This is a genomic window from Rhodococcus sp. PAMC28707, from assembly GCF_004795915.1.
GTDB lineage: Bacteria > Actinomycetota > Actinomycetes > Mycobacteriales > Mycobacteriaceae > Rhodococcoides.
In genome coordinates, this window is record NZ_CP039253.1 from 453164 (window position 1) to 476615 (window position 23452).

Here is a 23452-nt window from a genome sequence, read left to right on the forward strand (position 1 = left end):
GCGTCGATCTGCTCCCATCTTCACTCGCGGGGGCTTCGATCACGGCTCTCGTGGAATCGGTTCGCATCCTCCAGGTCAGGCGTGCCGCCAAACGCAAGTAAGCTAACCCGCGGTGAACAGAATGCACGGAAGATGGCATTGCCGTACTGAATCGATAATGTCGGTCGTGCCCGATCTCACCGCAAGGAGCCCGACGTGACCACTTTCATGGAGACCCCAGTGACATTTGGCGTAGCACCGGAACGAGCACGCTCGTGGTTGCTGGTACCCGCTACCCAGCCCGAAGCATTCGCGAGCGCAGCCGCATCCGAGGTGGACGCGGTGATTCTCGACATCGAAGACGCGGTGGCACCGCATGCAAAGCCTGCAGCACGCGACGCCGTCGTCGCGTGGCTCGAAGCGGGCAACTCTGCCTGGGTTCGAATAAACGACGCGACCACACCGTTCTGGGCCGATGACCTCGAAGCGCTCTCCGGCCTCCGCGGCCTGGCAGGCATCATGCTCGCGAAAACCGAGAGCGGCGGCCAGGTCGATGCCACGGCGGCACGAGTGACAGCTGGGACACGCATCCTCGCTCTGGTCGAATCCGCCGTCGGCCTCGAGGCGACACCGGAGATCGCTCGCGCGGACTCCACCTTCCGATTGGCCTTCGGCAGCGGCGACTTCCGTCGCGACACCGGGATGAGCGACGAACCACTCGCCATGGCGTACCCACGCTCACGGCTGGTGGTATCGAGTCGCGCTGCGCGACTTCCCGGACCCATCGACGGCCCGACGCTGACCGCCAACGACAGTATCCTGGCGCGCGATTCGGCCCTGACCGTCTCGATGGGCATGACCGGCAAACTGTGTATGCACGCGGAACAGGCCCCCATCGTCAACCGCGTGCTCGCTCCAGCCCCAGGAGATGTCACCTGGGCCGACGAGGTCATCGACACGCTGGGCATCGATGGCGCGCACGTGAAGGACGGCAGTGACCTGCCGCGCCTCGCCAAGGCTCTCAAAATTCGCGAAGCAGCAGGAATCTTCGGCATCACGGCCGAGAACAACCCCGCTCACATCAGTTCGAGTCCAACAGGCTTGGGTCGCGAGTGAACTCGATATCGCACATCGATACTCAGTCCGGGGATGCTCCGTGCAGCCCTGGCCGCTGTGCGGGCCGTGAATTCGATACCCAGTACCGCATCCAGGGTCACCCGATCAGCGAACTCCCAGCGAGTATCTACCCGGGTCAGATCGAAACCCTGGGCTGCAAAGAACGATTCGACGGCCGCACAGTCGTATTTCGGTAGGTCCGCCCGCATCCAGTCACCGTAGGGCGATGCCCCGACGTCGAGGTCCACCACGACGAGCGTTCCACCCGGCCTGAGCACACGCATCGCTTCCGATATACCGCGGCCGCATCCTGGCCCGAAGAAATAGGCTGTCCGCGCGTGCACGATATCCACCGAGGCGTCGTCCAGCGGTAATGCCTCGGCGCTACCCGACACGACCTCGACGTTCCCGAGCCCGACAACTCGGGTCCGCGCCGCGTCCACGAGAGGGCCATGCGGCTCGACACCCACGACTCGGTGAGCACGCGAGGCGAACAGCGGCAGATGGAAGCCGGTGCCACATCCCACATCTACGATGGTCCGGCCGTCCCAGGGCGCGATCCTCTGCAGTTCCGCAGGTATACGCCCGTCGACATCCTGTGCACAGTTCTCCGACTCGTAGACCTCGGGCCAATGCCAGATGTTGGGACTCGGAATCGAACGAAACGGCGGCGACATCATCGGTATGTCAGAGAAGGGTCGGTATGTCAGAGAAGGACTGTGAAGATCAACCACGCGACGAACGCCGACGGCAGGAGCGAGTCGAGGCGATCCATGATGCCGCCGTGGCCCGGCAGCAAGGTCCCCATGTCCTTGATCCGAAGATCGCGCTTGACCTGAGATTCGATGAGATCGCCCAGCGTGCCGGTCACAACGAGGACGACGCCGAGCAGAACACCGATCATCGAGTTTGCATCGAGAATGAGAGTGACAGTGAGCAGGCTGCCGATGACACAGAAAAGGAGCGACCCGGCGAGTCCTTCCCACGACTTCTTGGGACTGATCGCAGGCGCCATCGGGTGCTTACCGAACAGCACCCCGGCGACGTAACCGCCGACATCCGAGCACACGACAGCAATGAGAAACACCAGAACGCGGCCTGCCCCATCCTCCTGCAGAACCATCAGTACCGCGAAGGATGCCAGCAGGGGCAGCCAACATGCCACCAGGATGGTGACCGCAAGTTCGCGAAGGTAGTTCTTCGGTGCCGAACCGAGTCCCTGCTGCAACAACAGCCAGACCATGCACACCAGAACAGTGCCTGCGGTAGCGCTCAGCACGCCCGTGGTTCCCCAGGGCCAGCCAAGCCAAATTATCGCTTGACCACCCACGATCAACGGAATCCGCGGAACCAGCACTCCGGCTTCACGAAGGCGCCTGGCCACCTCGTAGGTAGCGATGGCGAGCGCGACCGCAACAACGCCGATCCAGACCAACGGCGCGAACACCATGATCAAAATCAGCGAGACACCCAAGCCGCCGCCCACCGCAATCGCCGCCGGCAGATTACGACCCGCTTTGCCCGTCGCTTTCGGCACCGAATCCCCTATCGACTTCGGCTCGACGTGGATAGCGTCGACCGACTCTCCCGGCGTCGAAGGGTCGGGTACGGCAGAGCCCAGTGGCCGTTCCGATCCCACCACGATGCCATCTCCTTGCTTCATCATCTACGTCCGATTCTTTCGGGAGAATCAGACCTCCATCAAGTCCGCTTCTTTACGCTTGACCAATTCGTCGATCGACACGGTGTACTTCGAGGTGGTCTTGTCGAGCTCGTTCTCGGCCCGTAGGACCTCGTCTTCGCCCGCCTCGCCATCCTTCTGAATACGCTTGAGCTCTTCCATCGTCTTTCGACGCACGTTGCGGATCGCCACCTTGGCGTCCTCGCCCTTGCCCTTGGCCTGCTTGACGAACTCGCGGCGGCGCTCCTCCGTCAGCTGCGGAATGCTGATACGAATGAGGTTGCCATCGTTCGTCGGGTTCACACCGAGATCGGAGTTGCGAATCGCAGTCTCGATCGGCCCGAGCTGTGCAGGCTCGTACGGCTTGATCACCACCATCCGGGCCTCGGGGACACTGACACTTGCCAGCTGGGTGATAGGCGTCGGGGAACCGTAGTACTCGATCACAATGCGGTTGAACATGCCCGGATTGGCCCTGCCGGTTCGGATGGACGACAGGTCGTCGCGAGCAACGGTGACCGCCTTCTCCATCCTCTCCTCGGCGTCGAAAAGCGCTTCGTCTATCACGGCTTGACCTCCATCGTCTTTGCTGATGATCCAGCATGTTCGAGTACGTGCTCGGAAACGATCACGATGTGACCAGTGTCCCGATCTTCTCACCCGCGACAGCGCGGGCGATATTCCCCTGGATGAGCAGGTTGAACACCATGATCGGCATTTGATTGTCCATGCAGAGGCTGAAGGCGGTGGCGTCGGCGACCTGTAAGCCCTTCTCGATGACCTCACGATGCGTGATCGATTCGAACATCGTTGCGTCCGGGTCGAGCCTCGGGTCGGCCGAATAGACGCCGTCGACGGCCTTCGCCATCAGCAATACCTCGGCACCGATCTCGAGAGCACGCTGCGCAGCCGTCGTGTCGGTCGAAAAATACGGCATACCCATGCCCGCGCCGAAGATGACGACTCGCCCCTTCTCCAGATGGCGACGCGCGCGAAGCGGCAGATAAGGCTCGGCGACCTGCCCCATCGTTATCGCGGTCTGCACACGGGTGGCCACACCCTGCTTTTCCAGAAAATCCTGCAAAGCAAGACAGTTCATCACAGTTCCGAGCATGCCCATGTAGTCGGAGCGGGAACGGTCCATCCCCCGCTGCTGCAGTTCGGCACCCCGAAAAAAGTTACCTCCGCCGATGACGACAGCAACCTGAACTCCGGTGGCTACGACCTCGGCAATCTGCTCGGCAACGTTGGTGACGACGTCAGGATCGAGACCTACTTGGCCTCCTCCGAACATCTCTCCACCCAGTTTGAGCATCACTCGCTTGAATCCGGGCCTGTCGGTGGCGGGATCGGTCATAACTCTCCTCGGTTCTCGCCGGTCGATTACGCACGGTAAGTCAAGGGCACTCCAAAGGCACCCAGTACCCATATCCTGCCTTATCGAAGCCGCCACGGACTAAACACCCGGCTGACGCGACACATCATGGCGTGGCAGCAAACAAAAAGTTGCCGTCCGCTCGACCGGAGTCGAGCGAACGGCAACCTCAAAAAATTTGCTCGGTACCCGCGATCAGCTTGCGCCGACCTCGAACCGTGCGAAACGCGTGATCTTGACACCGGCGTCGTCGAGGATCGCCTTCACGGACTTCTTGGAGTCCTGAACCGAGGACTGCTCGGTGAGCACGACATCCTTGAAGAATCCGTTGACACGGCCTTCGATGATCTTCGGGAGTGCCTGTTCTGGCTTACCCTCTTCGCGAGCGGTTTCCTCGGCGATACGACGCTCGGAAGCGACGATGTCCTCAGGAACCTCGTCACGCGTGACGTACTTGGCCTTGAGCGCGGCAACCTGCATCGCAGCACTGCGAGCAGCCTCAGCAGCAGCCTCGCCCTCACCTGTGTATTCCACGATTACGCCGACAGCCGGCGGCAGATCAGCGCTGCGCTTGTGCAGGTAGATCGCAACCGGGCCCTCGAACGACGCGACTCGTCGGAGTTCGAGCTTCTCGCCGATCTTGGCCGACAGCTCGCCCAGCGCCGCGTCCACGGTCTTTCCGTCGAGGTTCAGTGCCTTCAATGCCTCGACGTCGGCGGGCTTGCCTTCGGCGGCAACAGCAGCGACGGAGTTCGCGAACGTCTGGAACTCTTCGTTCTTGGCGACGAAGTCGGTCTCGGAGTTGATCTCGAGTAGCACTCCGCCCTTGGCGACCACGAGACCTTCGGCGGTGGACCGCTCGGCACGCTTGCCGACGTCCTTGGCGCCCTTGATGCGTAGTTGCTCGACAGCCTTGTCGAAGTCTCCATCGGCCTCGGCTAGAGCGTTCTTGCAGTCCATCATTCCGGAGCCGGTGAGCTCACGGAGCCGCTTGACGTCAGCGGCGGTGTAGTTCGCCATGTTGAGCGAGCCTCCTCGAATGCTGTGGGTGGGCAGAGCATAAAAGTTCTCGAATACTGCAGAAAGGGTCCTGATAGGCGTGGGTCACGCCTATCAGGACCCAATCGATCAAGCCTCTGTTGCTGGTGCTTCAGCGGCAGGCGCATCAGCAGCGGGTGCTTCAGCGGCAGGTGCCTCAGCATCGGCAACGGGTGCCTCTGCTGCAGCTTCCTGCGTCTCAGCCGCTGCGGGAGATGCCTGTGCAAGCTGCTCGAGCTCCCACTCGGCGAGTGGCTCGCCTGCGCCGACCTCGGGCTTCGCGTCGGTAGCAGTGTTGAGACCCGCGCGAGCCTGTACGCCCTCGGCCACTGCAGATGCAACGACCTTGGTCAGCAGTGCTGCGGAGCGGATTGCATCATCGTTGCCCGGGATCGGGTAGTCGACGACGTCAGGGTCACAGTTGGTGTCCAGGATCGCGATGACCGGGATCTTCAGCTTGCGAGCCTCGCCGACGGCGATGTGCTCTTTGTTGGTGTCGACGATCCAGATGGCCGAGGGAACCTTGGCCATGTCACGGATTCCGCCGAGGGTGCGGTCCAGCTTGGTCATCTCACGCGTAAGCATGAGGATTTCCTTCTTGGTACGTCCCTCGAACCCACCGGTCTGCTCCATTGCCTCGAGCTCCTTGAGGCGGATGAGACGCTTGTGGACCGTCTGGAAGTTGGTGAGCATGCCACCGAGCCAGCGCTGATTCACGTAGGGCATTCCCACGCGAGTTGCCTCAGCGGCGATGGACTCCTGAGCCTGCTTCTTGGTGCCGACGAACAGAACCGTGCCACCGTGGGCGACGGTCTCCTTGACGAACTCGTAGGCCTGATCGATGAAGGTCAGAGTCTGCTGCAAGTCAATGATGTAGATGCCGTTGCGGTCGGTGAAGATGAAGCGCTTCATCTTCGGGTTCCAACGACGGGTCTGATGTCCGAAGTGCGTGCCGCTGTCGAGCAGCTGCCTCATAGTTACTACAGCCATGGCTGAATAACTCGCTTTCATTTGCCGGTTGACGCAGAGTGTCGTTCGACCCCTGCCCTGGCGACCGCTGGTTGCCGAACCCACTCGAAAAAAGTGGGACCGCCGACAACCGGATATGTGACTTCCATTATCGAAATGGCTGCCTCAAGACGCGGACGCGCGAAGTCGACCCGTGCGGACACAGGTCGCTCCGACAGCATACGGCCTGAAAGCCGCAGCTCATAACCAGGGCGCAGGTCAAGGGGCGACGAGATATGTGGACAAACTTTTCATCTGTCCACAGGCCGTACAACCGCACCCTGAAGAATTACCTGAACCGACATTCTGAACGCCATGAAAGTCCTGGCAGCAGCCCTCGTCATCACGCTGATCGCGGCCGCCGCCGGCCTGGCCGACGTCTCTGCGTCCGGGGCTTCGCCTCCGAGCGCGTCGGAGGCATTTCACTGGCCGTTGTCACCACGACCGCCAGTGGTCAACGTTTTCGACCCTCCCGAGCATGACTGGCTCCCCGGCCATCGCGGCGCCGACCTGGCAGGGAACTCCAATCAGGCAGTACGCGCAGCAGGGCCTGGCACAGTCGTGTTCGCGGGCCGAGTAGCAGGAAAACCCGTGGTCTCGATCGACCACCCAGGTGGACTTCGCACCACTTACGAACCGGTGACCGCCTCGGTCCACGCCGGAATGCGGGTCAGAGCCTCAGAGATTATCGGCACGCTGGAACCGGGCCATCCAAGCTGCACGGAAGTGTGTCTGCACTGGGGTGTGCGACGAGGCCGGGAGTACCTCGACCCGTTGACGCTGGTCAACTTCACACCGATTCGGCTAAAGCCTCTTCACGCGAAATAGCTCGACCAAGGTTCGACCACAACTGAATTCGAATGGGCCCACGAATCGAGGGATAAATATGCGTGAGCCAGGCGCATCCGGCTCAGCGCCAACTCGGCCCCGAATGCCGTCCGGAGGCTGCCGGAAAGTCATCGGCCACCATCGCCGCAAGCTCTACGAACGCCGAGCGTGTCTGCGGGCGAAGAAGGTCCAGATCGACCACGGCACCCTCGGCCAAATGCTCGTCGAACGGTACGACGAGCACTGCGCGGCACCGTTCCAAGAAATGCTGAGTCAGCAAGTTCATATCGACTGCGGACGAACCGGGCCGAACCGAACTGATCACGACGACTGTGCGCTCGACCAGGTGCCCATAGCCGTGCAGCTGAAGCCAATCGAGCGTGGCCGCTGCGCTACGCGCGCCATCGACGGCGGGTGAGGAGACGAGCACGAGTGCGTTTGCCAGTTGCAGCACGCCGTTCATCGCCGAGTGCATGATGCCCGTGCCGCAGTCGGTCAAGATCAAGTTGTAGTAGACCTGGAGCATATCGATGACGGAACGGTAGTCCTCTTCGCCGAACATCTCCGACGCCGCGGGATCACGTTCTCCAGCAAGAACTTCCAATCGACTCGGCGCCTGCGAGGTATGCGCACGAATGTCGGAATAGCGTCGAACGTTGGGAGCATCCGCCAGCAGATCGCGCACTGTCGACGAGGTCTGACGCGGAACCCGTTCACCCAGGGTTCCGAAATCGGGATTCGCATCTACCGCGATTACGCAGTCACCGCGCAACGACGCGAAAGTCGAACCGAGGCCCAGGGTCGTCGTGGTCTTGCCGACGCCACCTTTGAGCGAGAGAAACGCGATGCGGTAGTCACCCAGGACCGGTTGCCTTATGCGCTCCACCTGGTTGCGGTAGCGCTCCTCCGCAGTCGATTCACCAGGATTGATCACCCCACCGGTAAGTCGATGTACTCCCTTGCGCCAGCCCGACGAGGAAGTGCGCCGCGGACGCTTGAGAAGGGTGTCGGGAGCAAGATCCTGGCTGGTCGGCTGGTACTGCGCTCCGAACGGCAGATCCGGTCCCGGTGTCGCACCGGATGCCGGCTCGCCGGGCGGATGACCGTTGGGGGTTCGACTACTGGGGGTTCGACCGCTGACGGGCTGAACCTGCTGGGAACGGGCGGGAGAAGGACCCGACCACGGTGGGGTCCAGTCATCGACGCGATCGTTGCGAGCAGGGTCGGGAACTGCTTGCGAGGGTGGGGCGTAGCGCGATGGCGCCTGGCGATCGGCCGACCGACTCGATTGCCACGGGGGTACTTGCCGGTCGCCGGTCGCGGGTTCGCCGCTACGCGAGCCCGAGTCGGCGGACGATGCCTGTGTCCACACCGGCTCGATCGGCGACGAGTTCGATCGGAAAGGATGACCAGAACTCGCCTGGGCACGGATCGACCACGCGGCGCTAGCGCCTTGTGGTTGTTCGCGGTCCACGGTCCCCCCGTATCCGGATTTCGACTTCAGCTTTGGACTCCACTGCAGTTTTCGAACTGAGCAGCAGTTACGCAACACAATACTTTGCGTGCGGTTTGTTTCGCCACGACGCTACCAAACTCACCCGTGACAGGCGTGGTTCACGCTCGCGGATGAGCTTGGTCGTGTACCGCCCGCAATCGCTCCACCGACACGTGAGTGTAGATCTGAGTGGTTGCAAGGGAAGCATGCCCGAGCAACTCCTGCACCACACGAAGGTCTGCACCGCCCTCGAGAAGGTGCGTGGCCGCGGAGTGCCGCAACCCGTGTGGCCCTATGTCGGGCGCACCGGGTACCGCCGACACGACCTCGTGCACAGCAGTCCGGGCCTGGCGGGGATCTATACGGGCGCCTCTGCGACCCAGAAGCAGCGCGTGTCCCGAACGTTCGTTCGTCAGCGCCGGACGCCCGTGTAACGACCAAGCCTCGAGAGCGTGCGCCGCTGGAACTCCGTACGGTGCCGAACGTTCTTTGTCACCCTTTCCGATCACGCGGACCACTCGTCGATCGGTATCGATGTCGTCGAGGTCGAGTCCGCACAGTTCACCGACTCGGATTCCGGTGGCGTACAACATTTCCACGATCAGGCGGTCGCGTAGTGCAAGTGGATCCAGCTCTGCCGCTCCGGATTGGGCCTGGGTGAGCGCCTCGGAGGCTTGACTCTGCTTGAGAACCGAGGGCAGTGAGCGCCGGACCGCCGGTGTTGCCAGACGCAGCGCTGGATCGGAAGTCATGCGGGCACTGCGAGTGAGCCATGCGGTGAAGGCGCGAGCCGAAGACGTGCGTCTGGCCATCGACGTTCTAGCGGATCCGTGCCGAGCCTGATCCGCCAGCCAGGACCGGAGCACCCGTAGATCGAGGTCGGCCAGCGTTGCCGACGCGTCACGTCGGATGAGATGACGGAGCAATGACTCTGCATCGGCCACGTATGCGCGCACGGTGTTCACCGATCGGTTGCGTCCGATTTCGAGATGCTCGGCATACTCCTCGAGGTGTACGCGCAGCGTCGGTGGGAGCTCGTCGTCGGCCATTGACACAGCCTTACCGCTGCACTGAAGGGGAGCAACCAGCCGCGCCGGACATCCCACCTTGTTTATCCGCCGAGACAAGACGTCCGTCGCTCGCGGTCACGCTTCGGCCTCGGCCAACTCACGCTTCCACACGCGGAAGGTCTCCTCGGTTCGCCCGCGTCTCCAGTAGCCGGAGATCGAGGCCCACTCGGCAGGAACACCTCGGTCCTTTCGCACGTAGCCACGCAGGTTGTGCATCACAGCCTGCGCTTCTCCATGAATGAACACCTGGGCCTGGCCAGGTAGCCATTCGGTATTTCGAACAGCCTCGATCAGTGGTGAGTTGTCCCCGGCCTTGTCGTCACCGACCTCGCCGGAACCGGCCCCACGGTGAATCCACGTCACGTCCACGAGTGCAAGCGTCTCCATGTAGATTTCGTCCTTGCGGTCCGACACCTCGACGAACACCTTCGCAATCGCGTCTTCCGGCAGTGCCTCGACCGCTGCGGAGATGGCGGGGATAGCAGATTCGTCGCCGGCAAAAAGATGCCAATCCGCCTCTGGACGCGGCTTGTAAGCGCCGTTGGGGCCATACAGGCCGATGCGGTCGCCTGCCTTCGCGTTGGCCGCCCACGGTCCGGCAATGCCCTCGTCGCCGTGGACGACGAAGTCGATCGCAATCTCGCGAGCGTCGACATCGACGGATCGGACCGTGTAGGTGCGCTTGACTTCCTCGTCCTCCGAGCCGAATGCGAGCTTCACGTACGAGTCGGTGAAGTCGACCGGTTGGAAGTCGTCGAATCCTGGGTCGCCGAGGTACACCCGTTGCATGTGAGGAGTCAGTGATTCCGTACGGAGGACGGTCAAGACGGTTTTGCGTCGTGCCACTTTTCAGCCTTTCCGAGCTGTTGACATACGTTTACTGCTTAGAAGAGTAAGTGTTACCTAACACCATACCGTTCTCGGCGGTTCCCCAGATCGTTCACGGGCGAACCACCCTGGACCACCCGGTCTCGTCACTGGCTACGAACCCGTCCAGTTCCAACAGCGGCAATATCGATCGAACAGTAGCCAGAGGCAACGAGGACACACTGGAAAGCTCACGCGGCGATAGCGTTCCGGACGCAGGTAGCGCCTCGTACACCAACAACGCCGACTCGGACAGTGCATCGATCTCGCGAAACATCGAGGGTCTCCCCTCGTCGGTCTCCCCCGCGATTCCTGCTTCGGCGACCACGTCATGAGCATCGGCAACCAAACACGCTTCGCCTTCACGAATCATTCGGTGGCACCCCTTCGATGCCGCCGAAGTCACCGGACCGGGAACCGCAAGTACCGGCCGTCCGAGTTTGCGAGCCCACCCTGCTGTGTTGCGTGCACCGCTGCGCCAACCGGCCTCCACGATGACCACAGCCGACCCGAGGCCTGCGACCAAACGATTGCGAGCGAGAAAGCGATGTTTGGCCGGCGTCGTACCGGGGGCGTACTCACTGATCACGGCCCCCGTCTGGGCGATTCGTTGAAGCAAGCGGGAATGTCCCGAGGGATATGCTCGATCGACTCCGCAAGCCAGCACCGCCACCGTCGAACCACCCACGCCCAATGCTGCCCGGTGAGCGGCCGCATCGATCCCGAATGCCGCCCCCGACAAAATCGTCCACCCGTCGACTGCCAGATCTCCGGCAATCTCGGCAGTCACGTGCTCGCCGTACGAAGTGGCGGCACGCGTACCGACGATCGATACGGCTCGTTCCGTCAACTCCGCAACCGAAACTGCGCCGAGAACCCACAAGGCCAAAGGTGCACATTGATCGGTGCCCACCGGCATCCCAGCGCCGTCGAACGCGAGAAGTTGCCACATCGGCCACTCGTCGTCATCGGGGGTGATGAGCCGACCACCCTGAGATGCAACAAGATCGAGATCCGCTTGTGCAGTGTCGATATGCGAGCGAACCTGTAGTCGCTCCCCAAGGGCCCCACGGGAGACGGCATCGGCGGCGCCCTCGGGACCTGCCTCGGCTGCGAAGTCGCGAAGTATTCGATGCGGACCCTGAGCAACGCGGGAGAGGTACGCCCAGGCCAGGCGACGTGGATCGTGCGTGGTCACCTCGTCCCCCTGTCTCGAAAGTCCAAAGCGGCTCCCACCTCTCCGATGCCGGGCATGTCTCCTCCAGCCAGATCGTTCAAAGTCCAGGACACACGAAGTGCACGATCGGCACCTCGGGCGGTCAGCGAACCATTACGAAGCGCTCTCTCGACCGGCACCAAGGCTTCACGCGAGAGCGTGAACTTCTGCCGCAGCGCAGGCCCAGGAACCTCGGCGTTCGTCCGCCATCCGTATTCGCGCCAACGTTCGGCTGCCTGCTCGCGTGCAGCGATGACGCGGGCACGCACGTGCTCGGTGGTCTCTCCGAGTTCGTCCGTCAAAGCACCGGTAGCTACTCCCATCATGGCGATGCGCAGATCGACGCGGTCGAGAAGCGGACCGGACAGCTTGCCGAGGTACTTTCGTCGAACCATCGGCGCACAAACACAATCGGCGTTTCTGGCCGGTGCACATGGGCACGGATTCGCAGCCAACACCAATTGAAAACGTGCCGGATACCGCGCCACGCCATCGCGTCGCGCAATCCTGATCTCACCGTCCTCCAATGGAGTTCTCAACGCCTCCAACACTTTCAGACCCATCTCGGCACATTCGTCGAGGAAGAGGACGCCCCGGTGCGCTCGACTTACGGCACCTGGCTTCGCCATTCCGGTTCCACCGCCCACGAGCGCGCTCACCGATGTCGAATGGTGCGGTGCGATGAAAGGTGGCGAAGAAATCAACGGCCGCTCTGTCGTCAACAAGCCTGCAACCGAATGAATTGCGGTCACCTCCAATGCTTCCGATTCGGTCAGGGGTGGGAGAATTCCTGGGAGTCGTTGTGCCAACATCGTCTTGCCGATTCCCGGAGGTCCGGTCAGCATGACGTGATGCGCACCGGCCGCAGCGACTTCCAAGGCCCACCTCGCCTCGGACTGGCCGACTACCTCGCTCATATCCGGATATGACACGTCTTGCCCGAATTGCCCGGGAATCGGTCGGCTCAATTCGACTTCCCCCCGGAGCCATTCGACGACTTCCTTCAACGAACCTGCCCCGAGCACTTCGATACCGTCGACAAGACCTGCTTCTGCCAGTGCGCCGATCGGCACCACCACTCGTGACCACCTCGCCCGTTTGACTGCCAACACACCCGGCAGAACGCCGCGCACCGGACGAAGGCGTCCGTCCAATGCCAATTCGCCTAGGAACACGGTCTTTTCGAGTGATCGCCGCGGGATCTGTCTGGCTGCATCCAAAACCGCCAACGCAAGGCCGAGGTCGTAGACGGAGCCTACTTTCGGCAAAGTAGCCGGGGATAGTGCCAGAATTACCCGAGAATCCGGCCAACTATTGCCAGAATTCGTTACGGCCGCTTTTACTCGATCTCGTGACTCGTTCAACGCTGTGTCCGGGAGTCCTACCAAATGAACTCCCGGCAATCCGCGACCGATATCTGCTTCGATCTCCACTACTTGGCCATCCACACCGGACACGGCCACCGAGAAAGCGCGACCCAGTGCCATCAGAACACCCCACGCAAATGTGTCACTACCGGATCGGTACCTCGTGCCATCATGATGGCGACCACGTCGAAACGCATTCTTACCCAGGGGCTGTCACGGTCCTCCAACCAGGCCAGCGCGAGCTTACGTATTCGCTGTTGTTTCGCGTACGTCACCGACTCTGCCGGTGTTCCGTAGCCGGTCCCCGAACGAGTTTTCACCTCGACGAAGACGAGAACCTCGCCCTCACGCGCAACTATGTCGAGTTCCCCGTACCGGCATCGCCAATTTCTCTCTACTATTTCCATTCCGCTATCGACCAGGCGCAGAGCGGCCAAAGCCTCCCCGCGCGCCCCCAAGTCCGAATTGGACATCGCACTCCCCCACGGTCGTCGGTTCGCCGATCTGCCGAACCCGCAACCGACGATGCGCCAACAAAGGACCGAGGATTCGCATACTCGCAGCTCGAGAATCACCCTGTGTACAAGTGAATCACCTGTGGACTACCACTGAAATTCGACTCTCCGGGGGGACTACGTGTCGTACCCATGTGCATGGCACTACACCCCCGAAGGCACCACAAACAAAGCAATGCCCCGACCTTCTCGGTCGGGGCATTGCTCGAAGTCCAGCTACGTGGATGAAATCCCTAGCGGGATGAACTCAGTGCGCTGCTTCGTACGCTGCTTGCACGTCCTGGCTGATTCGACCGCGGGCGCTCACGTCATAACCATTCTCCCGCGCCCATGCGCGAATGTCCTGCAGGTCGACCTTGCCACGAGCGGACGTCGGTGAAGTCTTGCGTGCTCGACGACCCGATACTTTCTCTGAATGCTCGATCCAGAATGCCAACTGCTCGTGCAGTTCGTTTGCATGCTTCAGGTTCAGGTCGATGCTGTACTGATTGCCACCGATACTGAATTCGATGGTCTCACCCTGTCCGTCCTTGATGACCGAACCGTCGACATCATCGATCATTTGGACGAGTGTCTTGCGTGCCATGTCCGAACCTCTAACAGTCGGGGGAAGTGCTTATAGAGCCGTTTCTACCACCAATTGGCTCATTCTCCCAACATTGGACAGAAATCCACAGCAACGTTTCAGCTTTCATATCGAGCAAATACAGCCGATTTCGAGACATCCACAAAAGATGCGAGCAGCCAATTCCTCTGTCCTGCAGACAATGTGGAATTAACGCTCACGTTATTCGATCACCGATTGCGGCGATTCACTGAGCTGAAAAGTTACTGCTGCACAATCGACCACAAAACCTGACCGAGTACGAAGCACAGCGCGGCTGCGCCGATCAATTGAGCACACATGACGAGGGTCTTGCGCGAGCGTCGTCGGCCTACGAGATAGGTACCGGCAGCGATCAACAGCAGCCACAGTGTTACCGACACGGGAAATGGTCTACTCGGGCAAACGCAGGTCGGTCTTCTCGAGTTCCTCGATGTTGACGTCCTTGAATGTGATCACCCGAACATGCTTGACGAAACGTGCCGGTCGGTACATATCCCACACCCAGGAATCGGACATTCGCAGTTCGAAATAGATCTCGCCGTCCGCGTTGTGTGGAATGAGCTCGACGGAGTTGGCGAGATAGAACCGGCGCTCCGTCTCGACCACATAGTTGAACTGACCGACGATGTCCCGGTACTCCCGATACAACGAGAGTTCCATCTCGGTTTCGTACTTTTCGAGATCCTCGGCACTCATCGGTTTTTTCTCATCCTCCGTCGGCTGGCATGAAGTTCAATCATCGCGCATTGCGTTCATCGCAGTCCATTCGGCCCAGGACCGACGCTACTTCGTCGGTTCTGCCTGCCGCGGCAGCCACAACGTTCGCGTACGACATTCGGTGTTGGGAGCACGGCCCGAGTTCCGACATTGCTACCGTGTGAGCTCTGGTGCTGTAACCCTTGTGAACCGCGAAACCGTAACCAGGGATTTCTGCATCCATCTCGACCATCACTCGGTCTCGCGAGACCTTGGCGAGAACACTGGCCGCGGCGATGCACGCCGCCGTCGCGTCGCCGCCGATCACCGGGAGCGAGGGAACCGGCAGTCCTGGCACCCGGAATCCGTCCGTGAGAACATATCCGGGCATCATCTCGAGACCTGCCACAGCTCTTCGCATTCCCTCGATGTTGGCGACATGGACACCGATTCGATCGATCTCTTCGGCATCGATGAACACCACGCTCCAGGCGAGCGCCAGCCGTTGGATCTTCGGAAACAGCTCCTCACGACGCTTCTCGGTCAACTTCTTCGAATCATTCAGATCGGCCAGCGCCGGGTGCGCTTTCCCGCCGAGCACACAGGCGGCGACGGTCAGCGGGCCGGCACATGCACCCCGCCCTGCTTCGTCGACACCTGCCACCGGCCCCAGTCCATTGCGTTCGAGTGCCGACTCCATCGTCCGCAGCCCGGAAGAGCGACGAATGACAGGACGCGGTGGCCACGGTGGACGACCTCGTGATCGACTCGAACTACTCATTGCCCGTGTTCAGCTCACTGTCCCTGAATGTCGGGCGAGTCGAGGGTGCCGAACCGCGATGGCGGCAGTGCGATGAGGAACGCCTTACCGATCACATTGTCGATCGGCACGGTCCCCATCAGCTCGTCCGAGACATGGAACCGCGAATCGGCCGAATTGCTTCGGTTGTCACCCATGACCCAGACGTTGCCCTCGGGCACGGTTACAGGCGCAAAGCAACGACCGGACTTCAGCTCGGTATCGCAGGTCATGACGTCAGGCGTAAACGGGAAGTCCATCTGAATATAGGGTTCGTCGAGCGGCTTACCGTCCACCAGCACACGCCCCTGAGCGTCACAGCACTCTACGGTCTGTCCCCCGGTGGCGATCACGCGTTTGACGAGATCGTTTTCGTCCGGTGCGACGACACCGATCAGCGAGCCGACTTCCTCGGCGCCACGGATTATCGCGTTCGACGACCGGGTGGAGGTGAAGTCGCTGTTCCACGAGTCAGGGCCACGAAAGACGATGACGTCGCCCGGCTTGGGGTCTCCGAAGCGGTAACCGATCTTCTCCACCACGATGCGGTCCCCGGTGCACCCGGCGCAGCCATGCAGTGTCGGTTCCATCGATTCCGACGGAATCAGATACACGCGTGCAACGAATGTCTGGAGCAGGAAGCTCAGAACCAACGCGACAAGTATCAGTATCGGCAGTTCACGCCAGAAGGATCGAGGCTTCTTCTCACGACGCGTCTCTTCCGATTTCTCACTGTGCGAGTCGGACGGCCGGTTCGGATCCTGCTGGGAATCTGGCACGGCACTAGATTAGCCCCAGTCTTTGTGTGTTTATCAGTCGCAGTCTCTGTGGGCTTCGAACGGCGCACCGACGCGTGCCGACCGAACGAGTCACCGTGATGAGAACCAAAAAAAGCACCGCACCGCCCCGAGGGACGATGCGGCGCTTTTCGAAGCTGGGCGGATTTGACCGCAATCAGCGCTTTTCCTTGATCTTGGCGGCCTTGCCACGAAGGTCACGGAGGTAGTACAGCTTCGCGCGACGCACGTCTCCACGAGTCAGAACCTCGAACTCGGCGATGTTCGGGCTGTGAACCGGGAAGGTGCGCTCGACACCGACACCGAAAGAAACCTTACGGACGGTGAACGTCTCACGAACGCCACCACCCTGGCGACGAATAACGACGCCCTTGAAGATCTGAATGCGCTCTTTCGAGCCTTCGATAACCTTGACGTGCACGTTCAACGTGTCGCCTGGGCGGAAATCAGGAATGTCGCTGCGAAGCGACTTGTTGTCCAAGAAGTCCAGAGTGTTCATCGGTAGGTCCATCCTTGCGTTCTTCGCACGAGCAGAGGAACCGAGCGGCCCCGCGAACGAGACTCGGCTGGTTCGTACTCCGATTAGGGTTGTGCCTTGCACAGGCAACCCGCCTATTGTGCCAGAGAGAGACCCCGGTTGCGAAATCGCGTCACTCTGCGGAGGCCACCGGCACCAGAGGTGGCGCCGCCGGCCGGACCGTCCTGTCCAGTTCGTCTTCCGTCGCTTCGACGGCATGGACGATACTCGGTTTCCCTGCAATCAGGTCTTGAAGGTAGACCTTCGCCCTGATGCTCGGACGTCTGATGGTTCGCTCGCGCCGAAGTGCACGCTCCATCCGCTTGGGCCTGCTCGTGTAGTACCAGCGCGCCCAGGGCGCGCCGGGCCTGCTCAGCCGGATCGCACCGACGTAGAGAATCGGCGCGACGAACAATCCGATCAATCCCGTCCAGATCTTCCCCTTGAGCACGACGACCGCGCAGACCGCAAGGTGAAAGAGGGCGAGAACTGTGTATCCAGCCCTGACCCATGGGTTGGGGTCGCGGCGAATGTCGGTGACGTTCAAGAATTCGAGTGGGTGAAATCCCAGCAGAAGCAAACCTGTAGCCGCCGTCGCGACGAATACCGCATCGATCGACGTTCTGCCTTGTTCGGACCAGTAGACATCCTCGAGGTAGAAGATCAATGCGAACTCGTCCAGCACAAGCGCCGCGCCGACCCCGAACAACGAAGCGAGTGCGGCGCCGGTCTCGGTCGATGCGTCCTCGTACACCGTGATGAGAGCAATGCCGGCGACGAGCATCAGCACGATCCCGAACACGACGTGATGGATGTGTCGACCACCCGGAGTGATGTTTCCCGGCCACCACTTCACCTGAGCCCGGATCAATCGAACGCTGAGTCGAATGACAGCAAACCCGACCACGAAACCGATGAGGAAGCACAGGAGCGGGAGGCGCCCGTGCTCGATGATCTCCCCCTCCAGCCACTCACTCATCGTGGCCCACCCTTCCTGAAGTCATTCGGACATCTGTCGAATGCGCACGATCCTGATTTCATTCACCGCGGCAAACTCTATTTGCCGAATCCTGCGTTCCGGAGCGCGTCTGCCATGGAGCCTCCCACCGGAGTACTGGCTTGGCGCGCAGCCCCTCCGCGATTGTCACCACCGCGATTCTCACCACGGCGATTGTCACCACCGCGGCCTTCCTTGCGTGGCCCTTGGCGCCGATCCGACTGACCACCACGAGGCTTGTCCTTCGATCCGGCACCGGGTTCGTCGTCGAGGCGCAAGCTCAGGCCGATGCGCTGACGCGCGATGTCGACCTCCATGACCTTGACCTTGACCACCTGCCCCGACTTGACGACCTCGCGTGGATCCTTCACAAAGTTGTGCGACAACGCCGAAACGTGCACCAAACCGTCTTGATGTACGCCCACATCGACGAAGGCGCCGAACGCCGCGACGTTCGTCACCACGCCTTCGAGCGTCATTCCCGGCTTCAAATCCGCGACCTTCTCTATACCTGCTGCAAAGGTTGCAGTCTTGAACTCCGGACGCGGATCCCTACCCGGCTTTTCGAGTTCGGCAATGATGTCCGTGACGGTGGGGAGGCCGAATCGATCGTCGGCGAACTTTCGTGGATCGAGCGTGCGCAGTAATGCGCTGTTGCCGATCACCTCGCGTACCCCCACACCGGCCGTGTCGACGATGCGCCGAACTACCGGGTATGCCTCAGGGTGCACGCTCGACCGATCGAGCGGATCGTCCCCGTCGACGATGCGTAGGAATCCTGCACACTGCTCGAACGCCTTCGGACCCAGCCGTGCGACATCTTTGAGCTTGGAGCGACTGGCGAAAGGACCGTGTTGATCACGATGCGCAACAATGCTTTCGGCTAGCGAACCAGCAATTCCCGACACCCTGGACAACAGTGGAACGGAGGCTGTGTTGACGTCGACCCCGACGGCGTTCACGGCATCCTCCACGACAGCACCGAGGGACCTCGCCAACAACGCCTCGGAAATGTCGTGCTGGTACTGGCCGACCCCGATGGATTTCGGATCGATCTTCACCAGCTCCGCCAACGGATCTTGGAGCCGTCGTGCAATGGAGACCGCCCCGCGAATAGTCACGTCGAGCTCGGGCAACTCGCTCGAGGCGTAAGCCGATGCCGAGTACACCGATGCGCCAGCTTCGGAAACAACGATCTTGGTCAATCCTGCCGCAGGGTATTTGGCGATGAGCTCCGCAGCGAGCGCGTCGGTTTCGCGTGAGGCCGTGCCGTTTCCGATCGCGATCAACTGAACCGAATGTTTCGAAGCCAACGCCGCCAGGGTCGCGAGCGCCTGGTCCCATTTTCCTTGAGGCTTGTGCGGATAGATCGTGTCGTAGTCGACGACCTTGCCGGTCGAGTCCACCACTGCAACTTTGGTGCCTGTCCGGAATCCCGGATCGAGACCCATCGTCGAACGGTTGCCTGCAGGAGCGGCAAGCAACAGGTCCTTCAGGTTGGACGCGAACACATCCACCGCGTCCTTTTCGGCGGACTGCCGAAGGCGCATACGAACATCTATCGCCATGGTCACCAGGAGCTTGGTCCGCCATGCCCAACGCACGGTGTCGAGGAGCCAGCGGTCACCGGCACGGCCACGATCGGCGATGTCGAACTTCCTCGCGATTCGCCCTTCGTAGACCGTGGGTACTCCAGGCTGCGTTTCCTCCTGCTCCGGCTCGAGGCCCAGGGAGAGAATCTCCTCCTTCTCCCCACGCAGTGCAGCGAGAATCCGGTGCGAAGGCAAGCTGGTGAAGGGCTCGGAGAACTCGAAGTAGTCCGCAAATTTGGAGCCTTCGTCCTCCTTGCCCTTACGGACCGATGCCGTCAACTTGCCGCGGGTCCACATGAGCTCACGAAGTTCGCCCACCAGGTCCGGATCCTCCGCGAAACGTTCGACGAGGATTGCGCGTGCACCATCGAGTTGTTCGGTGTCGTACTGCGCCGGGTCGGTATTCGGATCGGAGATGAGTGCGTCGGCAACAGGCTCGTGCCCGGCCTCCCTCGCGATCTGAGCCTTCGTTCTGCGCTTCGGCTTGAACGGCAGGTAGATGTCCTCGACTCGGGCTTTCGTCTCGGCCAGCATCAGGGACTGCTCTAGTGCCTCGTCGAGCTTGCCTTGGGATCGAATCGAATCGATGACCGCATCACGTCGCTCGTCGAGTTCGCGGAGGTACCGCAGACGCTCGTCTAGCTGGCGGAGCTGGGCGTCGTCGAGGCTGCCGGTGACCTCCTTCCGATACCGAGCGATGAACGGAACGGTCGAACCGCCGTCCAACAGATCCACGGCCGCGCGGACCTGCTCCTCGCGGACGTCGAGTTCTTCGGCTATACGCTTGTTCACAGATTTCAGAGCAGTCGTCACGGCGTTGGACCCTACCGCTACTCTATGACGACAACATCAGTGACCATCGTGGGAGATTGCAGACATGTCCAGGCCGTTGCAAGTCCTGGCGGTGTCTTTCACGGCACTTGTCGCCGCGGTATCGATTCTTTCCACAGGATGCAGTGCCCCCGACGACACACCGGCCGCGCTCGCGATCGATACCTCCGAATCACCTTTTCCCGACACGGCCACCGTCGAAGACATGTCTATCGACTCGCGTATCCCCGAAGCCGTGGCGTCGGCCCTCGGGCGTGGCGCGGAGGTCGATTTTGCTTTCCTCGATCGCGAGACCGGTGCGTACTTTGCCAGCGGCGATGCCGAACCGATCGAAACAGCGTCGGTATCCAAGTTGTTCATCGCCGACGACGTTCTGCACGGGGCGGATGTGAGCCAGGTTCCGGTTGCCGAAGAAGACCTGGAGTCGTTGAAGACGATGCTCGAGTCCTCGGACGACTCTGCCGCAAACTACTTGTGGGACAAGTACGGCGGGTCCGAGATCATCACGCGTGTGAGCGAGCGCTACGGATTGACGGCGACCACACCGCCGTGGGATGACCTGTGGTGGAACACGATGTCGACCGCAGCAGACCTAGTTGCGTATTACACACGACTGCTCGACGGCGTCGGTGGACTCTCGCCTGCGTCGACCGCAACGATGATCGGGCTTCTTCGTCAATCGGCTCCGGTGGCGACCGACGGGTACCACCAGCATTTCGGCATTGTCGACGGCCTACCGGCCGAGCCGGTCTACGCGGTCAAACAGGGGTGGATGTGCTGCATCGCCGACCGGTGGATCCATCTCTCGACAGGCACAGTAGGCGCAGACAATCGCTACGTGTTGGCATTCGTTTCTCGCGAGGAGATTCATTACGAGGACGATATGGAGCACTATCCGGACACCGCGGTCGTAGACGTCACCGACGACAGTAGCGCTCAGCACGCGCGCGACACGCTCACCGGCGTCGTGACAATGCTGTTTCCGGATGGCGCGATCGGCAGCTCGCCTATCTCATGACCCGAAAAGTTCAGTCCGACAAGAGATCCGGCCGACGCTCGGTAGTACGTCGGAGGGACTGCTCGGCGCGCCACGCTGCGATCCGCGCATGGTCACCGGAGAGAAGTACGTCGGGAACGTCGAGTCCACGCCAACTCACAGGCCTGGTGTAGCTCGGGCCCTCGAGCAAACCATCGGAGAACGAATCTTGTTGGTGCGATTGCTGATTGCCGAGCACACCCGGCAGGAGCCGTACAACGGCCTCACTCATCACCAGGACTGCGGCCTCGCCGCCGATGAGAACGTAATCACCGATGCTCACTTCTTCGACACGAACTCGTCGAGCTGCGTCGTCGAAGACTCGCTGATCGATGCCTTCGTACCGGCCACAAGCAAACACCAGATGACGTTCGTCCGCCCACCGCTCTGCGGTGCGCTGTGTGAAGGGCACACCAGCCGGCGTCGGAACTACCAAAAGTGAATCTTCTGCGAGTACGTCATCGAGTGCGTCACCCCAGACCGTGGATTTCATGACCATCCCTGGGCCACCACCGTAGGGCGAATCGTCGACGGCTTTGTGCACGTCGTTGGTCCACGACCTCAGATCGTGAACCCCCACCGAGACAAGCCCCTTGTCGATTGCCTTGCCCAGCAAAGCAGTTCGAAGGGGTGTCAGGTACTCGGGAAATATCGTGACGATATCGAGTTGCACCGTGCTACTCCGGGTCCAGTAGACCCTCGGGCGGATCGATCACGACGACGCCGTCGGCAAGCGACACCGACGTCACGATCGCGGCGACGAACGGCACGAGTAACTCTGCGCGGCTGCCGTCAGCGGGGCGGATGGACAACAACTCCCCCGCCGCCGAGTGCAGCACCTCTCGGATCGTACCGATGACAGTTCCGTCGAGCAGACGGACCGACAGTCCCTCGAGCTCATGGTCGTAGAATTCGTCGTCATCGTCCGACGAGGTCGGCAGATCTTTGGAATCGATCACGAACAGTGTGCCGCGAAGAGCGTCGGACACGCTGCGGTCGTCGACGCCTTTCAAGCGCAGGAGAAGCCGCCCGGAGTGGTCCCGGGCGGCTTCTACCGTGTATTCGGTTGTATCGGTCGATACTCGCGGCTTACGCCCGTGCAGCACCGTTCCTACAGCAAAGCGTTCGTCCGGTTCGTCGGTGCGAACATCGACTACCACTTCGCCTTTGACGCCGTGCGACTTGGCGACACGACCGATTACGAGCTCCATTGCGAGATTACCTACTGATCGGTATCGACGACGTCGACGCGAATGCCGCGACCGCCGATTCCGGAGACCAAGGTGCGCAACGCAGTTGCCGTCCGACCGCCGCGTCCTATGACCTTTCCCAGATCGTCTGGGTGCACGTGGACTTCCACGGTGCGCCCACGACGTCCGGTGATCAGTTCGACGCGCACGTCGTCAGGATTGGCGACGATGCCACGAACAAGATGTTCGACGGCGTCGGCGACAACGGCACTCACTTCTCAGCAGCCTCGGCGGCCGGAGCTTCTGCGGTCTCGGCAGCAGCTGAATCGTCGGCCTTGGCCGTCTCATCGGACTTTGCAGCCTCGTCGGCCTTCGGAGCCTTCTTCTTCTTGGCGGTCGTAGCGTCGCCGAGCGGCTCGGCGTCGGCCTGAGCCAGAGCAGCGTTGAAGAGGTCCAGCTTGGAAGGCTTGGCCTCAGCGAAGCGGAGCGTGCCCTCGGTGCCCGGAAGGCCCTTGAACTTCTGCCAATCACCGGTGATCTTCAGCAGTGCTTCGACGGGCTCGGTCGGGACAGCGCCGACTCCGAGCCAGTACTGTGCACGCTCGGAATCGATGTCGATGATGCTGGGGTCCTGCTTGGGCTCGTACTTGCCGATGGTCTCGATCGCACGGCCGTTGCGGCGAGTGCGAGAGTCAGCGATGACGACGCGGTAGTGCGGGGTGCGGATCTTGCCGATACGCATGAGCTTGATCTTGACAGCCATGAAAAATAGAGCCTTTCGAGTTGGTCACGCCGCAATTCTGCGGTGCGCTTGGGATGCGCACCCGGTTTTGCG

At 61.3% G+C, this 23452-nt stretch carries 27 protein-coding genes; 3 read left to right on the top strand and 24 right to left on the bottom strand.

Features of this window, described 5'->3' with window-relative positions:
- The first annotated feature begins 207 nt into the window (after positions 1–207).
- Positions 208–1095, top strand: a complete 888-nt coding sequence (locus tag E5720_RS02085) for a CoA ester lyase (RefSeq protein WP_136172373.1) — start codon at positions 208–210, stop codon at positions 1093–1095.
- Here the strand turns inward: E5720_RS02085 and E5720_RS02090 are convergent.
- From E5720_RS02090 to rpsB, 6 genes are all read right to left on the bottom strand, one after another.
- On the bottom strand, positions 1056–1772 hold the full coding sequence (locus E5720_RS02090) for a methyltransferase domain-containing protein (protein ID WP_136172374.1): 717 nt from the start codon (positions 1770–1772) through the stop codon (positions 1056–1058). The two genes, E5720_RS02085 and E5720_RS02090, sit on opposite strands and share 40 nt — an antisense overlap.
- A gap of 29 nt (positions 1773–1801) precedes the next feature.
- On the bottom strand, positions 1802–2761 hold the full coding sequence (locus E5720_RS02095) for a phosphatidate cytidylyltransferase (protein ID WP_136169282.1): 960 nt from the start codon (positions 2759–2761) through the stop codon (positions 1802–1804).
- A gap of 24 nt (positions 2762–2785) precedes the next feature.
- Positions 2786–3343, bottom strand: a complete 558-nt coding sequence (gene frr / locus E5720_RS02100; RefSeq protein WP_136169283.1) for a ribosome recycling factor — start codon at positions 3341–3343, stop codon at positions 2786–2788.
- 61 nt (positions 3344–3404) lie between these two features.
- The gene (gene pyrH, locus E5720_RS02105; protein WP_084348606.1) at positions 3405–4133 is read right to left on the bottom strand and encodes a UMP kinase; all 729 of its coding nucleotides are present in this window, start codon (positions 4131–4133) and stop codon (positions 3405–3407) included.
- A 213-nt stretch (positions 4134–4346) separates the two neighbouring features.
- Positions 4347–5171 carry a translation elongation factor Ts gene (gene tsf, locus E5720_RS02110; RefSeq protein WP_136169284.1) on the bottom strand — a complete coding sequence of 275 codons (825 nt, stop codon included), beginning with the start codon at positions 5169–5171 and terminating at the stop codon, positions 4347–4349.
- Between the two features lie 108 nt (positions 5172–5279).
- A complete protein-coding gene (gene rpsB, locus E5720_RS02115; protein ID WP_136169285.1) occupies positions 5280–6179 on the bottom strand; it encodes a 30S ribosomal protein S2 in 900 nt (299 codons plus the stop codon).
- 333 nt (positions 6180–6512) lie between these two features.
- On the opposite strand from rpsB, the gene E5720_RS02120 reads away from it, so the two are divergent.
- Positions 6513–7025, top strand: coding sequence for a M23 family metallopeptidase (locus tag E5720_RS02120; protein WP_136169286.1), 513 nt, complete (start codon positions 6513–6515; stop codon positions 7023–7025).
- An 82-nt stretch (positions 7026–7107) separates the two neighbouring features.
- Here E5720_RS02120 and E5720_RS02125 read toward each other — a convergent pair whose 3' ends face one another.
- The 14 genes from E5720_RS02125 to E5720_RS02185 form a co-directional block, all read right to left on the bottom strand.
- A complete protein-coding gene (locus tag E5720_RS02125) occupies positions 7108–8499 on the bottom strand; it encodes a MinD/ParA family protein (protein WP_247596135.1) in 1392 nt (463 codons plus the stop codon).
- A gap of 140 nt (positions 8500–8639) precedes the next feature.
- Positions 8640–9569: a tyrosine recombinase XerC gene (locus tag E5720_RS02130; RefSeq protein ID WP_136169287.1), complete on the bottom strand. Its 930-nt coding sequence runs from the start codon at positions 9567–9569 to the stop codon at positions 8640–8642.
- A gap of 96 nt (positions 9570–9665) precedes the next feature.
- Positions 9666–10436: a siderophore-interacting protein gene (locus E5720_RS02135; RefSeq protein ID WP_136169288.1), complete on the bottom strand. Its 771-nt coding sequence runs from the start codon at positions 10434–10436 to the stop codon at positions 9666–9668.
- 94 nt (positions 10437–10530) lie between these two features.
- Positions 10531–11655 (bottom strand): DNA-processing protein DprA, encoded by a 1125-nt coding sequence (gene dprA / locus E5720_RS02140; protein ID WP_136169289.1) that lies wholly within the window; start codon positions 11653–11655, stop codon positions 10531–10533.
- Positions 11652–13160 (bottom strand): YifB family Mg chelatase-like AAA ATPase, encoded by a 1509-nt coding sequence (locus E5720_RS02145; protein ID WP_136169290.1) that lies wholly within the window; start codon positions 13158–13160, stop codon positions 11652–11654. Before E5720_RS02145 ends, dprA begins: the two co-directional genes overlap by 4 nt.
- Complete coding sequence (locus E5720_RS02150; protein ID WP_136169291.1) at positions 13160–13513, bottom strand: YraN family protein; 354 nt, start codon at positions 13511–13513, stop codon at positions 13160–13162. The genes E5720_RS02145 and E5720_RS02150 overlap by 1 nt, the downstream gene beginning before the upstream one ends.
- 289 nt (positions 13514–13802) lie before the next feature.
- Positions 13803–14141 (bottom strand): Lsr2 family protein, encoded by a 339-nt coding sequence (locus E5720_RS02155; protein WP_136169292.1) that lies wholly within the window; start codon positions 14139–14141, stop codon positions 13803–13805.
- 242 nt (positions 14142–14383) lie between these two features.
- On the bottom strand, positions 14384–14542 hold the full coding sequence (locus tag E5720_RS21555; protein ID WP_168708264.1) for a hypothetical protein: 159 nt from the start codon (positions 14540–14542) through the stop codon (positions 14384–14386).
- Between the two features lie 10 nt (positions 14543–14552).
- Positions 14553–14858 (bottom strand): DUF2469 domain-containing protein, encoded by a 306-nt coding sequence (locus tag E5720_RS02160; RefSeq protein WP_084348597.1) that lies wholly within the window; start codon positions 14856–14858, stop codon positions 14553–14555.
- 40 nt (positions 14859–14898) lie between these two features.
- Positions 14899–15639 (bottom strand): ribonuclease HII, encoded by a 741-nt coding sequence (locus E5720_RS02165; protein ID WP_136169293.1) that lies wholly within the window; start codon positions 15637–15639, stop codon positions 14899–14901.
- A gap of 14 nt (positions 15640–15653) precedes the next feature.
- Positions 15654–16436 (bottom strand): signal peptidase I, encoded by a 783-nt coding sequence (gene lepB, locus E5720_RS02170; protein WP_136169294.1) that lies wholly within the window; start codon positions 16434–16436, stop codon positions 15654–15656.
- 175 nt (positions 16437–16611) lie between these two features.
- Positions 16612–16953 (bottom strand): 50S ribosomal protein L19, encoded by a 342-nt coding sequence (rplS, locus tag E5720_RS02175; RefSeq protein WP_136169295.1) that lies wholly within the window; start codon positions 16951–16953, stop codon positions 16612–16614.
- Between the two features lie 151 nt (positions 16954–17104).
- Complete coding sequence (locus tag E5720_RS02180) at positions 17105–17950, bottom strand: hypothetical protein (protein WP_210729940.1); 846 nt, start codon at positions 17948–17950, stop codon at positions 17105–17107.
- Between the two features lie 77 nt (positions 17951–18027).
- Positions 18028–20373, bottom strand: a complete 2346-nt coding sequence (locus E5720_RS02185) for a Tex family protein (RefSeq protein ID WP_168708265.1) — start codon at positions 20371–20373, stop codon at positions 18028–18030.
- Positions 20374–20437: 64 nt separating this feature from the next.
- On the opposite strand from E5720_RS02185, the gene E5720_RS02190 reads away from it, so the two are divergent.
- Positions 20438–21409: a serine hydrolase gene (locus tag E5720_RS02190; RefSeq protein WP_136169296.1), complete on the top strand. Its 972-nt coding sequence runs from the start codon at positions 20438–20440 to the stop codon at positions 21407–21409.
- Positions 21410–21419: 10 nt separating this feature from the next.
- On the opposite strand, the gene trmD is transcribed toward E5720_RS02190, so the two are convergent.
- Genes trmD through rpsP form a run of 4 tightly spaced genes read right to left on the bottom strand, consistent with a single transcriptional unit; the run spans position 21420 to position 23380 of the window.
- Complete coding sequence (trmD, locus tag E5720_RS02195; protein WP_136169297.1) at positions 21420–22100, bottom strand: tRNA (guanosine(37)-N1)-methyltransferase TrmD; 681 nt, start codon at positions 22098–22100, stop codon at positions 21420–21422.
- A gap of 4 nt (positions 22101–22104) precedes the next feature.
- Positions 22105–22638, bottom strand: a complete 534-nt coding sequence (rimM, locus tag E5720_RS02200) for a ribosome maturation factor RimM (RefSeq protein ID WP_136169298.1) — start codon at positions 22636–22638, stop codon at positions 22105–22107.
- A gap of 11 nt (positions 22639–22649) precedes the next feature.
- Complete coding sequence (locus E5720_RS02205; protein ID WP_003939023.1) at positions 22650–22892, bottom strand: RNA-binding protein; 243 nt, start codon at positions 22890–22892, stop codon at positions 22650–22652.
- Positions 22889–23380: a 30S ribosomal protein S16 gene (rpsP, locus tag E5720_RS02210; protein ID WP_136169299.1), complete on the bottom strand. Its 492-nt coding sequence runs from the start codon at positions 23378–23380 to the stop codon at positions 22889–22891. The genes E5720_RS02205 and rpsP overlap by 4 nt, the downstream gene beginning before the upstream one ends.
- Positions 23381–23452: the final 72 nt, after the last annotated feature.

Bases quoted from the DNA above. Each gene is read 5' to 3' on its own strand.
- E5720_RS02085 (WP_136172373.1), top strand. From the start codon at position 208: ATGGAGACCCCAGTGACATTTGGCGTAGCACCGGAACGAGCACGCTCG.
- E5720_RS02090 (WP_136172374.1), bottom strand. From the start codon at position 1,772: ATGTCGCCGCCGTTTCGTTCGATTCCGAGTCCCAACATCTGGCATTGG.
- E5720_RS02095 (WP_136169282.1), bottom strand. From the start codon at position 2,761: ATGATGAAGCAAGGAGATGGCATCGTGGTGGGATCGGAACGGCCACTG.
- pyrH (WP_084348606.1), bottom strand. From the start codon at position 4,133: ATGACCGATCCCGCCACCGACAGGCCCGGATTCAAGCGAGTGATGCTC.
- tsf (WP_136169284.1), bottom strand. From the start codon at position 5,171: ATGGCGAACTACACCGCCGCTGACGTCAAGCGGCTCCGTGAGCTCACC.
- rpsB (WP_136169285.1), bottom strand. From the start codon at position 6,179: ATGGCTGTAGTAACTATGAGGCAGCTGCTCGACAGCGGCACGCACTTC.
- E5720_RS02120 (WP_136169286.1), top strand. From the start codon at position 6,513: ATGAAAGTCCTGGCAGCAGCCCTCGTCATCACGCTGATCGCGGCCGCC.
- E5720_RS02130 (WP_136169287.1), bottom strand. From the start codon at position 9,569: ATGGCCGACGACGAGCTCCCACCGACGCTGCGCGTACACCTCGAGGAG.
- E5720_RS02145 (WP_136169290.1), bottom strand. From the start codon at position 13,160: ATGGCACTGGGTCGCGCTTTCTCGGTGGCCGTGTCCGGTGTGGATGGC.
- E5720_RS02150 (WP_136169291.1), bottom strand. From the start codon at position 13,513: ATGTCCAATTCGGACTTGGGGGCGCGCGGGGAGGCTTTGGCCGCTCTG.
- E5720_RS02155 (WP_136169292.1), bottom strand. From the start codon at position 14,141: ATGGCACGCAAGACACTCGTCCAAATGATCGATGATGTCGACGGTTCG.
- E5720_RS02160 (WP_084348597.1), bottom strand. From the start codon at position 14,858: ATGAGTGCCGAGGATCTCGAAAAGTACGAAACCGAGATGGAACTCTCG.
- E5720_RS02165 (WP_136169293.1), bottom strand. From the start codon at position 15,639: ATGAGTAGTTCGAGTCGATCACGAGGTCGTCCACCGTGGCCACCGCGT.
- rplS (WP_136169295.1), bottom strand. From the start codon at position 16,953: ATGAACACTCTGGACTTCTTGGACAACAAGTCGCTTCGCAGCGACATT.
- E5720_RS02180 (WP_210729940.1), bottom strand. From the start codon at position 17,950: ATGAGTGAGTGGCTGGAGGGGGAGATCATCGAGCACGGGCGCCTCCCG.
- E5720_RS02190 (WP_136169296.1), top strand. From the start codon at position 20,438: ATGTCCAGGCCGTTGCAAGTCCTGGCGGTGTCTTTCACGGCACTTGTC.
- rimM (WP_136169298.1), bottom strand. From the start codon at position 22,638: ATGGAGCTCGTAATCGGTCGTGTCGCCAAGTCGCACGGCGTCAAAGGC.
- rpsP (WP_136169299.1), bottom strand. From the start codon at position 23,380: ATGGCTGTCAAGATCAAGCTCATGCGTATCGGCAAGATCCGCACCCCG.